This window comes from Rhizobium sp. C104 (assembly GCF_022354505.1).
GTDB lineage: Bacteria > Pseudomonadota > Alphaproteobacteria > Rhizobiales > Rhizobiaceae > Rhizobium > Rhizobium redzepovicii.
On sequence record NZ_CP092348.1, the window covers coordinates 72,498 to 86,327 of the forward strand.

Annotated in this window: 11 protein-coding genes and 1 pseudogene; 7 read left to right on the forward strand and 5 right to left on the reverse strand. The window is 63.2% G+C overall.

The annotated features are described in order from the left end of the window. Positions 1–22 precede the first annotated feature (22 nt). Genes MF410_RS01415 through MF410_RS01425 form a run of 3 tightly spaced genes read left to right on the forward strand, consistent with a single transcriptional unit; the run spans position 23 to position 2,963 of the window. Positions 23–1,849 (forward strand): GGDEF domain-containing phosphodiesterase, encoded by a 1,827-nt coding sequence (locus MF410_RS01415; protein WP_097629139.1) that lies wholly within the window; start codon positions 23–25, stop codon positions 1,847–1,849. Continuing rightward, the gene (locus tag MF410_RS01420; RefSeq protein WP_239620097.1) at positions 1,846–2,118 is read left to right on the forward strand and encodes a hypothetical protein; all 273 of its coding nucleotides are present in this window, start codon (positions 1,846–1,848) and stop codon (positions 2,116–2,118) included. The genes MF410_RS01415 and MF410_RS01420 overlap by 4 nt, the downstream gene beginning before the upstream one ends. After that, positions 2,115–2,963 (forward strand): GNAT family N-acetyltransferase, encoded by an 849-nt coding sequence (locus tag MF410_RS01425; protein ID WP_097629138.1) that lies wholly within the window; start codon positions 2,115–2,117, stop codon positions 2,961–2,963. Before MF410_RS01420 ends, MF410_RS01425 begins: the two co-directional genes overlap by 4 nt. A 350-nt stretch (positions 2,964–3,313) precedes the next feature. Here the strand turns inward: MF410_RS01425 and MF410_RS01430 are convergent, their stop codons facing one another. Beyond that, positions 3,314–4,231 (reverse strand): DMT family transporter, encoded by a 918-nt coding sequence (locus MF410_RS01430; protein WP_097629137.1) that lies wholly within the window; start codon positions 4,229–4,231, stop codon positions 3,314–3,316. Positions 4,232–4,422: 191 nt separating this feature from the next. On the opposite strand from MF410_RS01430, the gene MF410_RS01435 reads away from it, so the two are divergent. Then, positions 4,423–5,721: an adenylosuccinate synthase gene (locus MF410_RS01435; RefSeq protein WP_003590514.1), complete on the forward strand. Its 1,299-nt coding sequence runs from the start codon at positions 4,423–4,425 to the stop codon at positions 5,719–5,721. Positions 5,722–5,781: 60 nt separating this feature from the next. After that, the gene (locus MF410_RS01440) at positions 5,782–8,307 is read left to right on the forward strand and encodes a hypothetical protein (RefSeq protein ID WP_097629136.1); all 2,526 of its coding nucleotides are present in this window, start codon (positions 5,782–5,784) and stop codon (positions 8,305–8,307) included. Between the two features lie 115 nt (positions 8,308–8,422). On the opposite strand, the gene rpoH is transcribed toward MF410_RS01440, so the two are convergent. Beyond that, the gene (gene rpoH, locus MF410_RS01445; protein WP_003566040.1) at positions 8,423–9,331 is read right to left on the reverse strand and encodes an RNA polymerase sigma factor RpoH; all 909 of its coding nucleotides are present in this window, start codon (positions 9,329–9,331) and stop codon (positions 8,423–8,425) included. A gap of 181 nt (positions 9,332–9,512) precedes the next feature. After that, positions 9,513–10,538: an RluA family pseudouridine synthase gene (locus tag MF410_RS01450; RefSeq protein ID WP_097629135.1), complete on the reverse strand. Its 1,026-nt coding sequence runs from the start codon at positions 10,536–10,538 to the stop codon at positions 9,513–9,515. 43 nt (positions 10,539–10,581) lie between these two features. On the opposite strand from MF410_RS01450, the gene MF410_RS01455 reads away from it, so the two are divergent. Continuing rightward, a complete protein-coding gene (locus MF410_RS01455; RefSeq protein ID WP_097629134.1) occupies positions 10,582–10,968 on the forward strand; it encodes a hypothetical protein in 387 nt (128 codons plus the stop codon). Between the two features lie 7 nt (positions 10,969–10,975). Then, positions 10,976–11,800, forward strand: coding sequence for an RNA methyltransferase (locus tag MF410_RS01460; protein ID WP_097629133.1), 825 nt, complete (start codon positions 10,976–10,978; stop codon positions 11,798–11,800). Between the two features lie 104 nt (positions 11,801–11,904). Here the strand turns inward: MF410_RS01460 and MF410_RS01465 are convergent. Together MF410_RS01465 and MF410_RS01470 are read right to left on the reverse strand one after the other, a co-directional pair. Continuing rightward, positions 11,905–13,066 (reverse strand): annotated as a pseudogene (locus tag MF410_RS01465) (hypothetical protein). A gap of 117 nt (positions 13,067–13,183) precedes the next feature. Next, complete coding sequence (locus MF410_RS01470) at positions 13,184–13,771, reverse strand: EipA family protein (protein ID WP_131711334.1); 588 nt, start codon at positions 13,769–13,771, stop codon at positions 13,184–13,186. Between the last annotated feature and the right edge of the window lie 59 nt (positions 13,772–13,830).

A 13,830-nucleotide genomic window follows, 5' to 3' on the forward strand; every position in this document is an offset into this window, starting at 1 on the left:
GGCCTGAGACCATATTGCGATTATGGAAGCTTCTAAGGCTGAGACCGCGTTGCCAGAAAATAGACCCACGCGATCCGAACAAGAGTTTCAGGATCTTCTGCGCCGGCTCGAACTCGCTCTCGATGCATCCCGGATCGGTGTCTGGGAGCACAGCATCGCAACGAGCGAGATCTTGTGGGATGCGCAGATGCACCGTCTCTACGAGACCGGCGAGACATGCCGGGAAGTGCCGGCATGGTTATGGTCGAATGCGATCCATCCCGACGACCGCGAGCAAGCCGAATACGACTTCGACCAGGCGATCGCCACCCGAGGCGCCTATAATTCGCAATTTCGGATCGTGCTGCCGAGCGGCGAAATCCGCCATCTGCGGTCACGCGCACATTTCTACGTGGATGCGGAGGGGCTGCCCTCCTTCATCGGCGCCGAATGGGATGTCACCGCCGACGTCCTGCTCAACGCTGAACTCGCCGGCCAGAAGATGGTGGCCGAGGCGAGGGCGCTGGCGCTCGAGGAAAGCAATGCGCGCATTGAGCATGTCGCCGATCACGACTATCTCACCGGCTTGCCGAACCGGCGCCTTCTCGACAAGCGGCTCGCCGAGCTGCCGGCCGACAGGAGCATCACGACGCTTGGCGTCCTGCATCTCGACCTCGACCAGTTCAAGCAGATCAACGACAGTCACGGTCATGCCGCAGGCGACGCGGTTCTGAGGGCCGCAGCCCTTCGCATCACCGCCGCCATTCCCGCAAATGGCATGGTCGCCCGCGTCGGCGGCGACGAATTCGTCATTGTGCTGGTTAATTTCAGCGATCTCGCCGAATTGAAGCTGATTACCGACGACCTTCAGCGCCGGCTGCGGAAGAAGATCCGCTTCGGTCAGGAGATGCTGCAATCCGGCGCCTCGATCGGCGTTTCCTGGAGCGGCGATCGGCGGGCGCGCAACCTGCTTGCCGAATCCGATCTGGCGCTCTACCAGGCCAAGAAGCTCGGGCGCAATCGCGTCGAATTCTTCACGCGGCAATTGCAGGAAGATCTGCGCGCCAAGCGTCGCCTCGCCGAAGAGCTGAAGCTCGGGTTGGAGCGCGGCGAGATCGTTCCCTATTATCAGGTGCAGCTCGATGCCCGGACGCGGGAAGTCATTGGCTTCGAGGCCCTGGCGCGCTGGAAACACCCGGAGAAGGGCGTGCTCGCCCCGGGGATATTCCTAAAGATCGCCGACGAGCATGGGCTTGCGGCGGAGATCGATGCGGCGATCCTGAAAAACGTTCTTGAAGACCGGCTGTTCTGGCTGTTGCAGGGATTTGCGGTTCCGCGCATCGCCGTCAACATCTCGGCGTCGCGCCTTGCCGATCCGACGTTGCTCGGCAAGCTGAGGAAACTCGACATTCCGCCCGACGTGATCGTCTTCGAACTGGTCGAGACGATTTTTCTCGACGACAGCGACGAAAAACTGCTGGATCATATCGGCGATATCAAACAAATGGGTATCGACATCGAGATCGATGATTTCGGATCCGGCCATGCCTCGCTCATCGGTCTCGTCAAGCTGCGGCCAAAGCGGCTGAAGATCGACCGGCAGCTCATCGCCGAAGTCGTCAGCTCCGCCGAGCAGCGGCGCGTGGTGGGTTCGATCGTGGAAATCGCCAAGGCGCTCGACGTCGAGGTGATCGCCGAGGGCATCGAGACCGAAGCGCATGCCGTCGTGCTGGCGCAGCTTGGCTGCGATGGCCTGCAGGGTTACGCGTTTGGTTATCCCGCACCGGCGGCCGAGACGGCTCGTCTTTTCTCACCTATGGCGAACGGGATCGAAAAGCAGAAGGCGGCGGTCGGCGGAACGGCCCGGTGATCCGTCGGTGGGGACCGCCGGCAGGCTTTCGCGGTCGTGGAGAGATAATTGGCGCAAGTAATTTTCTTGAGCTTGCATCGGCATTGTTTCATGCTAATGCGGAAACCAAGCTTTCTGCATTGCATCGAAAAATGATTATACGCGTGGTCAAGATCATGAGCGCGACTTTCCATCATTCGCAGCTGCAATCGGGGAACTGGGGACCTGACAATTGCTTTGCCGTTGCCGGGATGGACTTGCGGGACATTCAATCTGGGAAAGTCGCATGAATTCGGAATTTGCCGTTCGTTCCATGCGGCCCGGCGAACTGGAACTCGTGCTCGAATGGGCGCGTCAGGAGGGCTGGAACCCGGGCCTCGACGATTCGCTTGCATTTCTTGAGGCCGATCCGTCGGGATTTTTCGTCGGCGCAGTCGGTGAAGTCCCCGTCGGCTCGATCTCGGTCGTCAAATACGGTGAGAGTTTCGCCTTTCTGGGCCTCTACATCGTCCATCCCGATTTCCGGGGCAAGGGTTACGGCAAGGCGATCTGGGAGACGGGCATATCAAGCGCGGGGGACCGCACGATCGGCCTCGACGGCGTCGCAGCACAACAGGACAACTACCGCAAGGCCGGCTTCGAACCCGCCTATTCCACCATTCGCTACGGCGGCGTCGCCACCACCTTGCCTGTCTCGGCGCTTGCCGCGCACCCGGTCATGGATTCGCGCCTCGAAGGCCTGCAGCGTTTTGATTCGGCGATCTTTCCGCAGCCGCGGGATGCCTTCCTTGCCGCCTGGTGCACCGCTCGCAAGGGCCGCCGCTCGGCTGTGGTGCGCAAGAGCGGCAAGATCCGCGGTTACGGCACGATCCGCCGCTGCTACGAGGGTTACAAGATCGGGCCGCTCTTTGCCAACGATGCCGACAGCGCCGCAGCGCTGCTTGCCGAATTGATCCCCGAAGCGAAAGGGGCTGCTCTCTTCATCGATATCCCCACGGAGAACCACGAGGCGGTGGCACTCGCCGAGGGCCTCGGCCTTCGACCGGTGTTCGAGACGACGCGCATGTATCGCGGCCCGGCGCCGGCCACCCCGCTGAAGCACGTCTTCGGCGTGACGACGCTGGAGCTTGGTTAGAGCCTTTCCTGGTTAGATTGAAGCATTCGGCCGGAGCCGGTTTTCGTCAGGGCAGAGGCGATTGGCGAAGGGCATGCCCGTTGGTACGCTCGAGCCGATCGCCTCTGATCCTGGCGGAGAGATGCCCGGCCCACCGGCCGCACCGCTTCGCCGTGGCGAAGCGATAAGTGCGTCCGGCGATTCCCAAGTCTTGCAGATTTGCCTGGCAAATCTGCGGGAGGGTTGGCTGAAACGGGCGGCTGATCGACCGGCCGGCTTGGCCGTAGAGCTGGGCTACGACGCGCACCAGCCGGTCGACCATCCGACTCCGTTTGCGCCAACAGAATGCTTCAATCTAACCAGGAAAGGCTCTAATCCACAGGTGAGGCTGGAACGGTCGGAGCCGAAGCTTTCGGCCGGCCTTTTTCGGCGATCGCGATGCCGCCTAAGGTCAGTGCCAGCGCGACAATGTGGAAGGACTGCAGCGCCTCGCCGATCAGGGCGACGGAAAGCAAAGTTCCGAATACCGGCACGAGATTGATGAACAGGCCGGCGCGATTGGCGCCGATCGCCTCGACACCCTTGATATAGAGGATCTGCGCCAGCAGCGACGGGAAGGTCGCCGTGTAGAACGTGATGACCCAGCCGGCCTGATCCGGCCACAGCGCGGCACCCCGCCCGGCTTCCCAAAGGAGCAGCGGCGCCGAGGTCAGCATGGCGCCGAGCGCGGGGAACGCCATCAGCGTGCGCCAGTCGACGGGCGGCTTCCAGCGCAGGAAGATGGTGTAGACCGAATAGGCGGCAATGGCGATCAGCATCAGCCCGTCGCCGCGGTTGAGGCTTAGTTGCAGCAGTGTTGCTAGGTCGCCGTGAGCGGCGGTCAGTGCGACGCCGATCAGCGTCATGCCGAAGCCGAGACATTGCGCCAGCGAGATGCCGGTGCGGAAGAACATGAAATTCAACAGGAAGATCAGCATCGGGATGCCGGCCTGCTCGATGGCGACATTGATCGCCGTCGTATATTGCACGGCCGAATAAAGCATGGCGTTGAAAAGCGTGTAGCCGATGACGCCGTAGAAGAAGAGCAGCGGCAGGTTCTTCCGGGCCACCGGCCAGTCTCTTTTGAGCTGCGGCACCGAAATCAAGGCGATCAGGGCCACGGCGATGAACCAGCGCAGAAAGGTCAGCATCATCGGGCTGATATGGCCGACTGCGAGCTTGCCGGCGACGGAGTTGCCGCCCCAGCAGAGGGTGGCGATAACGAGGCAGATGTAGGCCGTGGCTTGCAAGAGCGCTTTTCCCGTCTTTCCGCGACCGCCGAGCGGCGTTTTGTGACGGGCAATAGCCTGCCGGCTGCTGATTTGTCACGTAAAAAGCCCAATCACCTGTGACAACAGGGTCGCTTTCCCAAAAACAAAGCTTTATAGATGCGCGGGTTTGAGCAGGTGCGCGGTTTTCCGCCGGTAACAGGAAGAGTTGGATGACGAACGTAGTCGTGGTCGGTTCGCAATGGGGTGACGAAGGCAAGGGCAAGATTGTCGACTGGCTTTCGGAGCGCGCGGATATCGTTGTGCGCTATCAGGGCGGACATAATGCCGGCCATACGCTCGTCATCGACGGCACCAGCTACAAGCTGTCGCTGCTGCCCTCCGGCGTCGTGCGCCCGGGCAAAATGGCGGTGATCGGCAACGGCGTGGTCGTCGATCCGCATGCGCTGATCGCCGAGATCGGCCGGCTGGAAGCCCAGGGCGTGACGGTGACGCCGGACAATCTGCGTATCGCCGACAATGCGACGCTCATTCTGTCGCTGCACCGCGAGCTGGACGCGATGCGCGAGGATGCGGCCTCGAACAGCGGCACCAAGATCGGCACGACACGCCGCGGCATCGGCCCTGCCTATGAAGACAAGGTCGGCCGCCGCGCCATCCGGGTGATGGATCTTGCCGATCTCGACAGCCTTGCCGGCAAGGTCGACCGTATTCTCACGCACCACAATGCGCTTCGCCGCGGCCTCGGTGTCGCCGAAGTCAGCCACCAGACGATCATGGACGAACTGACCTCGATCGCCGATCGGGTGCTGCCGTTCCGTGACACCGTCTGGCTCTTCCTCGACAAGGAGCGCCGCAAGGGCTCCCGCATCCTCTTCGAAGGCGCGCAGGGCAGCCTGCTCGACATCGACCACGGCACCTATCCTTTCGTGACCTCATCGAACACCGTGGCCGGCCAGGCCGCCGCCGGTTCCGGCATGGGGCCGGGCTCGCTCGGCTATATCCTCGGCATCACCAAAGCCTATACGACGCGCGTCGGCGAAGGCCCGTTCCCGACGGAGCTGAAGGATGCCATCGGTGAGTTCCTTGGCGAAAAAGGCCATGAGTTCGGCGTGGTAACCGGGCGCAAGCGGCGCTGTGGCTGGTTCGACGCCGCCCTCGTGCGCCAGTCGATTGCCACCAACGGCATCACGGGCATCGCGCTCACCAAGCTCGACGTGCTCGACGGCCTTGAGGAATTGAAGATTTGCGTCGGTTACATGCTCGACGGTGAACAGATTGATCATCTTCCCGCAAGCCAGGGAGCGCAAGCTAGGGTCGAACCGGTCTATATCACGCTGGAAGGGTGGAAGGAATCGACCGTCGGTGCCCGCAGTTGGGCGGACCTGCCGGCACAGGCGATCAAATATGTTCGCCAGGTCGAAGAGCTGATCGGCGCGCCGGTCGCGCTCCTTTCCACCAGCCCGGAGCGGGATGACACGATACTTGTGACCGATCCGTTTGAGGACTAAGCTCACGGGTCACTATGGAGGATGGTTCGGTAGGGTGCCGGACTTCTTGAGAAAGTACTGATGGCGGATTTTATTGCAGTTATTCGGCGGGCCGTCGACGGCCTGGCTGAAAATACCCCAGAGATGCGGGTGAAGGTCTACGAACGTGCCCGCGGCGCAGTGCAGCGGCAGCTCGAGAACATGAAGCCGCGTCCGCCGGAAGCCATGCTGCAACGCCAGCTCGAAAAGCTCGAGGCCGCCATCCGCGAAGTGGAAGGCGAACACGCCGAGGCGCTGCCGCTCGATGAGCCGGTTGCCGCCGCCGTCGCGCCGGAATTCGCCGAAGAACAAGCGGTCCACGACGAAGGCGAACCGGCGCCTGCACCGGAGACGACCGTCGAAGAGCCGGTCGACGAAGCCTCTGCGGAACCGCAGGCGGTTGAGGCCGCCGCCGAGCCGGATCACGTAGAAGCTGCCGCGCCGCGGGAGCCCCAGGAAGAGTTCGCGGACGAGGAGCCTCTCTCCGAAGAAGCACCCAGCCTCCCCACGTCCGTTGCGGCCGAGGCCACTGCTCCCGCGCAGGCAGAGACACCGGCTCCTGCCGAAACATACTGGCATCCCTCGCATGAAGAGGAAGGGCCGGCCGAGGAATGGCATTCCGGTGAGCGACGCGACATCGCTGCCGAGGCTTGGCCTGCAGATGATGAGCGCTGGGGACCGCCTGCCGACCATCGCCACGAGGAAGCCGGCGAATATCATCCCGACGAGCAGCCTCCCGCAGAGGCAGAAGAACTCGCGGCCGAACCGGCGACGGTGGAAAGCGAGGAGCCGGCTGCCGAGAAGGCCTACGAGCCTATCGACTCGTCGCAACGCGTCGCGCGCGGCCTGGACCATGCTGCCCATCGGCTGGTAGAGCCGGTCGTCGCTGAGTTCGATCGTCCGGAGGAATTCGTTGAGCATAGCCGCGAGGAGCCGCTGCAGGCTGATGCCGCAGCGCATTTCGATCCAGTCTGGACCGAGCCCGCCGCCGAGACTCCGGCTCCGGCGCCGAAGGATGCGGAGACCGAATGGACGGAAGAGGAACTCCGGCAGTATTCGCAGACGGCGCCGACCACCCCGGATACCTCGGCGCGCGCCTTCGAGGAGGTGATATCGAGCCTCGAAAAAGTCGCACCTGCGGCCGTCATGCCGGCGGCCAAGGAAAGTTTCTCCTGGGAGACCGCAGTCTTCGATGATCTGCCGCCGATCGAGGGAGACAACAACAAAAAGGCGGCGCCGGTCGCCTCGCATTTCGACGATGTCGATATCTTCGCGGAAGTGCATAACGGCAAGCCGGCCCCCGCAGGCGGCGCGCCGAGCGAGGACTGGCGCGAGGCGAAGGCGCTACGCGGCTACGACCGCCGCGGCTCTGTCGCGGCCGACGACGATGACACCAATCCGGCGATGGATATCGACCAGATGGTCGCTTCCAAGCTGCAGGGCAAGAATTTCCGGATGGAGCCGAAGCGTCGACGCTTCGGCATCGGCACCGTCATCACCCTCATCTTCGCGCTTCTCTTGATCGGCGGCGGCGCCTATGCCGGCTGGATGAACAGAGAGGCGCTGGTGGCGATGGTCGACGGGCTCGTCAGTTCGGCACCGTCGCAGGCGACCAGGAACGAGGCGGCGACGCCGCCTGCCGGCTCCGCAACGCCTGCCGAGCCGAACGCAGCGACGCCGGCCCAGCCGACCACACCGGGAGCGCAGAATACGCCAGCGGCGCCGGCTCCGCCGAACCAGAACCCGCAGGTGGCGTCAATGAACAATGACGGCGCCGCGGCCAATTCGAAATTCACCCAGCGGCTGCTGACCGATGGGACCGAGGTCGACAGCGGACCGGCGACGGTGCCGGGAACGCCGACCGCGGAAGGAAAATCGGTCGCCGAACAGAATGTCGCGGCAGCGGACACGCCGCCGGCGGCGACCGCGCAGGGCGATGTCGCACCGGCCGAAACGCCGACGCCGAACGGCCCGACAGCATCGCCGCAGCAAACCGCTCTCGTCGGCTCGTCGCAAAAGATGTTCCTCTATGAGGAGCGCATCGGCCAAAGCTCGCCGACGGCGATCGAAGGATCGGTGGTCTGGAGCGTGCAGCACGAAGCAGGCCAAGGCGGCCGGCAGGAGGCGACGGTGCAGGGCAACGTCACCGTGCCGGAGCGCAATCTCTCTGCTCTCGTCACCTTCAAACGCAATTCCGATCCGTCGCTGCCGGCAAGCCATCTCGTCGAGATCGTCTTCTCGCTGCCGCCGAATTTCGAAGGCGGCAGCATCGACAGCGTTCAGCGCATTTCGATGAAGCGCACCGAGCAGGACCGCGGCGACGCGCTGATCGCGGTTCCGGCCAAAATCACCGACGATTTCCACATGATCGCGCTCAACGACTATCCCGATGCGCGCAAGGCCAATCTCGACCTGATGTCGACCCGCAGTTGGATCGATATCCCCGTCACCTACCGCAACGGCCGCCGCGCGCTGCTGACGATGGAAAAGGGCAATACGGGAACGGATGCCTTCAATACCGCCATCAAGGAATGGACCGCGCTCGGGGACGTGTCGACGAGCCAGTGACGACTGGCCGTAATTCGAACTCTCGACCTTTGACGGGGTGCCGAGGTTGCGAACAGCAGAGAATCAGAAAGGCGGGCCGCAAGGACCCGCCTTTTCAATTTCTCATAAGCCAGGTTTATGCTGTTGCTTCGACGACGCGGACGGCCTTGGCGCGTTCCTGGGCTTCCTTGCGGACAGCGTCCTGCACCTTCTCGAAAGCGCGGACCTCGATCTGACGGACGCGTTCGCGGCTGATGTCGAATTCTGTCGACAGGTCTTCCAGCGTCACCGGATCCTCGGCGAGGCGGCGAGCCTCGAAGATACGGCGTTCGCGCTCGTTCAGCACGCTCATCGCTTTCGCCAGCATGCGCCGGCGGGTGTCGAGTTCGTCCTGTTCGATCAGCACGTCTTCCTGGCTGTCATGGTCGTCCACCAGCCAATCCTGCCATTGGCCGCTGTCGCCTTCGGCCGCCTTGATCGGCGCGTTCAGCGAGGCGTCGCCGGACAGGCGGCGGTTCATCGAAATGACCTCCTCCTCCGAGACCTTCAGCTTGGTGGCGATTTCGGAGACGTGCTCCGGCTTCAGGTCGCCGTCATCGATCGCCTGGATGCGGCCTTTCAGCCGGCGCAGGTTGAAGAACAGGCGCTTCTGGTTGGCGGTCGTGCCCATCTTCACGAGCGACCACGAACGCAGAATATATTCCTGGATCGAGGCCTTGATCCACCACATGGCGTAGGTGGCAAGGCGGAAGCCGCGCTCGGCATCGAACTTCTTGACGGCCTGCATCAGGCCGACATTACCCTCGGAAACGACTTCGCCGATCGGCAGCCCATAGCCGCGATAACCCATCGCGATCTTTGCGACAAGGCGAAGATGGCTGGTGACGAGCTTGTGGGCGGCGTCACGATCGCCATGCTCGGCATAACGCTTGGCGAGCATGTATTCCTGCTGCGGCTCGAGCATCGGAAACTTACGGATTTCGTCGAGGTAACGATTGAGACCGGCTTCGCCGGCGGTAATGGACGGCAAGGTATTTCGGGCCATAGTGCACCCTCCTAAAGTGAATTCCGGTTCCCGTTGGAAACGCGCCCTCGCGTTAAAAATGGCAAACCGGGACGTGCGGCTCTGCTGCGAGCCCGCACTAAGTCAATATACAGATAAGTGTGGCAAAACAGCGGTTCAAGGTGCCGCTCACGCAGCTGTGAGAGGGGGCGGAGACGAGCCCCTATCCCCGCAATGCCTCGACCAGTTCCACCATATCATCCGGCAGCGGCACTTCGAAATGCATGATTTCGCCGGTGCGGGGATGCTCGAACTGCAGCATGAAAGCATGCAGCGCCTGGCGGTTGAAACTGTTGACGACCTTGCGGATTTCTTCGGGCAGGCGGTTGGCCTTGGTCTTGAAGCCGGCGCCGTAAACCGTGTCGCCGAGCAGCGGATGGCCGATATGGGCCATATGCACACGGATCTGGTGGGTGCGGCCGGTTTCGAGGTGGCACTCGACCAGCGAAGCAAGCGCGGTCGCGTCCGGGTTCTCCTGGAAGCGCTCGATCACCTCATAATGCGTGATCGCCTCGTCGGCGTCATGACTGTCGGGCCGCTTGACCGCGCGGCGTGTGCGATCGCCGGTAGCGCGGCCGAGCGGCGCATCGACCGTGCCCGTCAGTGAGCGAGGACGGCCCCAGACGACCGCCTGATAGGCCCGCTCCAGCGGCATGGTGCGGCCATGATCGGCAAACTGGAGCGAGAGGTGGCGATGGGCAATGTCGTTCTTGGCGACCACCATGACCCCTGTCGTGTCCTTGTCGAGCCGGTGGACGATGCCCGGGCGGCGCACGCCGCCAATGCCAGAGAGCGTATCGCCGCAGTGATGGATCAGCGCGTTGACCAGCGTCCCCGTCCAGTTGCCGGAGCCGGGATGGACGACGAGACCGGAAGGCTTGGAGATGACGATGAGGTCTTCATCCTCATGGAGAATATCGAGCGGGATATCCTCACCCTGCGGCGTCGGGTCTTCCGGCTCGGGCAGGGTGATCTCGAAACTATCGCCGTTGCGCACCTTGCGCTGCGGATCGGTGACGGGTTCGCCGCGCAGAGAAACCTGGCCGTCCTTGATCAGCGTCTTGATGCGGCTGCGCGAAAATTCCTCGCCGACCTGTGCCGTCAGCCAGGCGTCGAGCCGGCCTTCGGCCGTTTCATCGGCGGTCAGGACTTTTCTATTGCCGGCTGCTTGTTTAAAGGGGTCGCTCAAGACGCTTCTTCTCCGACGTATTTTTTTAGAACGGGACGCACAGATGACAGCAATCGAGCCAGACGACCAGGAAGAGAAGCCCCTTGATCCGGCAATGGAAAGTGTCCGGCGCAAGATGGTCCGCCTGCAGATCGTTTCCGGCGCCATCATGTTCGTGAGCCTTATGGCGGTCTTCGGCGCGGTTGTCTATAAGACGATGCACAGCGAACCCAAGGAGACGGCGGCGACCGTTTCCGCCGCCGGCGTGCCTTCGGATGCGCCGCTTGCGGCGACAGTTTCCCTACCGCTCGGCTTCAAGGTACAGTCCACCTCGTTTTCGGCGGGGCAGATCCTGTTTTACGGCGAAACGGCCGAGGGCAAGAGCAAGGCGCTGGTCTTCGACCTCAGGACCGGCCGCACCGTCGCCGACGTCAGCGTCGCGGGCAATTGAGGCCGGCATGGCCGCCGTCCCGATCGCCATCGACAGCGCCGACGATCCGCGCATCGCCGAATTCCGCAATATTCGCGAGCGCGATCTGACGGGCCGGGAAAACCGCTTCATCGCCGAAGGCACCGTCGTGCTGCGCATGCTCGCTGAGGCGCATGCGCAAGACCGCGGCTTTTTCGCCGAGAAGATCCTGCTGCTGCGCAACCGCGTCGACGGCGTTATGCCCATCCTCGAGCGGCTGCCGGCCGATGTGCCGGTCTATGTCGCCGAGGCCGATGTGCTTGACGGCGTCGTCGGATTCCATCTGCATCGCGGCGTTCTGGCGCTCGGCCGGCGGGAAGATCGCGGAGAGGCGGCCCTTCTCGAGGCGCTGCCGGAACGGGCGCTGGTGCTCGTCGGCTGCGGCATTTCCAATCATGACAATGCCGGTTCGATGTTCCGCAATGCAGCCGCCTTCCGGGCGGATGCGGTGCTGCTCGACGAAACCTGCTGTGATCCGCTCTACCGCAAGGCGCTGCGTGTCTCCGTCGGTTCGGTGCTGAGCGTTCCGCACCGGCGCGGCGGCAAGGCGATGGATGTGCTGCTCTCGCTTGCCGATCGCGGCTTTGCCATCTGGACGCTTTCCCCGCACGGCAAGACCGATATCCGCGCTATTCCTGCCTCGGCACGCATGGCGCTTGTCATCGGCACCGAGGGGGAGGGGTTGCCGGAGGCGCTGCTGGCGCGCTTCCAGAGCGCCCGCATCCCGCAGTCGGAGGATCTCGACAGTCTCAACGCCGCGACGGCAACCGGCATTGCGCTGTTTTCGATGGCGTCGGCGATGGATCGGATCTGAATTGTGATCCTAAAGCGCGTCGCATAAGTGCGGGGGCGCTTCGGTCCTTTGTTTTGATGCATGTCGTTATCCCGGAACCGCGGCACGCTTCCGGGCGGTATGCGTTAGCGCTGGGGATCGGCGATGATGGCGGCCGCCCTGTCGGCAAGGCTGACGCGATCACTCGGGGTCTTTTCCGCCGCATTCGGCAAAAGAGTGCGGATCGGCGAGGAGGGCCCCTCCTTGAGTGCGGTCAGGGCCACCATGTTGGCGGCGATTGAGGCGATTTCCTCGCGGATCTCCCCATCGCGTCCGGTCACCGTCTTTGCATTCTGCAGGCGTTCGGCAAGGGCGGCGCTGCGCTTGCGGACATCTTCGCCGATCTCAGCCGTGACGACGGCGGTGTCGGGCGTGGATGTTGCCGGGTCTTCGGCCGTCGATTCCGCCGGCAAGCTCCGCGGCCATCCCGGCAAGGCCGGCGTCGCGCAGCACGCGATTGACCTTGCGGATCTCGGCATTGGCGGCCTTCAACTGTTCCTTCACCTTGGCGATCTCCTGCTGGCGGCGAGCGACCAGGGCTTCCTTTTCGGCGGCGGAAGCGCTGTCGCGCGCGGCCTTGTCCTCCAGGCGGATCACCATGTGCTGCTGTTGCGTCAGTTTCTGTTCGGCATCCTTGGCGCGCTTCTGCAGCAGGTTGACGTCCTGGCGCAACGTATCTCGTTCGTCGCGTAGCGCGTTGACGCGGGATTTCAGGCTCTCCGCCTCGGTTTCGCGTGCGGCCAGATCGATCCTCAGCCCATCGGTCTGTTCACCGAGCTTGCTCAGCCGCGTCCGCATCGTTGCCAGTTCGCTCTCCTTGTTGGCCGCGGACTGTTCGGCAATATGCAGATTGGTCTTCAACTGACTAATATAATTCTCATCCTTGCGCAGACGCGAGCGCTGCTCGGCGGCCTCGACATGCATCTCGCCGATCTGGGCCTGCAATTCGCCGATCTCGGCGGCAAGCCTGCCGGCATCGACGGCGAGCGCGTCGTGGCGAAGCTGGAGCGACAGGGATTTCTCGCGCTCACGCAGCAGGTCCTGGGTGGTGCGGGCGTTTTCGGCCGCATAGAGCGCGCGCACCATATCCTTCTGGGCGCGAACCTCCTGCGGGCTGAGCGGCATGGTCGCCTTCAGGCGGTTCTCTGTATACCAGACGATACGGCGGTGAACGGCGGGCGAGACCAGAAAGACCAGGAAGGCCGCGGTCAGGAAGCCCAATCCGAACAAGAGAGCGTATTCGATCACGGCGCGGCCATCGATTCGAAGGTTGATAAGAGGTCAGCCGCGATGATTAAGCACGCATGACGCATATGGGCAAGGCCGCCGATGCGAACGGCGGCGCTTTCAGGCGGCTTTGCGGTCTCAGAAGGGGTTCCAGGTCGGCGCCTGAGTGATCTTGAGATAGCCGACATTGACACCCAAGCGGGCGCCGACGCCGGTGCGGATCGGCACGACCAGCACGTCGTTGTTCTTGAGAAGGGTCATGCCGAAGCCGGCGATAACATAGGCCGAGCCGCTGACGCCGCCGAAGCGGGCATAGATGCCGTTTACCGAGGGCAGGTCGTAGACCAGCATCATCACGCGTGAGCCTTGGCCACCGTAATCGAGGCCGAGCGAGGGGCCCTGCCAGTAGAGATTATGTTCGCCGGCGTTCTTGGTGTTCAGCTGGCCTTCGCCGTAGGTAAGGCCGGCGATGAACGCGCCGCCGCCTTCCTGTCCGAGGATGTAGCCATTCGGCAGGCCGTATTTCTGGAAGGCACTCTCGACGACTTTGGCAAGTCCGCCGCTGGCGGAGCCGAAGAAGGAGTGGCCGGCATCGACGATTTCCTGCATCGTGTACTGGCCGTTGTCCTGGGCGGAGGCAGGCCCGACGACCATCAGCGAGGAAAAGACGAGGGCCGAAAGCAACCTGCAGAAGCCGATGAATCGGTGCGGAAATCGAGGGCGCATGGTGTCATCCGTTCGTCGTTTGGCTGGGAGCGGGCAACCGCTCGCGGCGATTGGTGCAT

Excerpts from the sequence above, each read along its gene's own strand:
- MF410_RS01415 (WP_097629139.1), top strand. The coding sequence starts at position 23 with ATGGAAGCTTCTAAGGCTGAGACCGCGTTGCCAGAAAATAGACCCACG.
- MF410_RS01470 (WP_131711334.1), bottom strand. The coding sequence starts at position 13,771 with ATGCGCCCTCGATTTCCGCACCGATTCATCGGCTTCTGCAGGTTGCTT.
- MF410_RS01435 (WP_003590514.1), top strand. The coding sequence starts at position 4,423 with ATGACGAACGTAGTCGTGGTCGGTTCGCAATGGGGTGACGAAGGCAAG.
- rpoH (WP_003566040.1), bottom strand. The coding sequence starts at position 9,331 with ATGGCCCGAAATACCTTGCCGTCCATTACCGCCGGCGAAGCCGGTCTC.
- MF410_RS01460 (WP_097629133.1), top strand. The coding sequence starts at position 10,976 with ATGGCCGCCGTCCCGATCGCCATCGACAGCGCCGACGATCCGCGCATC.
- MF410_RS01425 (WP_097629138.1), top strand. The coding sequence starts at position 2,115 with ATGAATTCGGAATTTGCCGTTCGTTCCATGCGGCCCGGCGAACTGGAA.
- MF410_RS01440 (WP_097629136.1), top strand. The coding sequence starts at position 5,782 with ATGGCGGATTTTATTGCAGTTATTCGGCGGGCCGTCGACGGCCTGGCT.
- MF410_RS01455 (WP_097629134.1), top strand. The coding sequence starts at position 10,582 with ATGACAGCAATCGAGCCAGACGACCAGGAAGAGAAGCCCCTTGATCCG.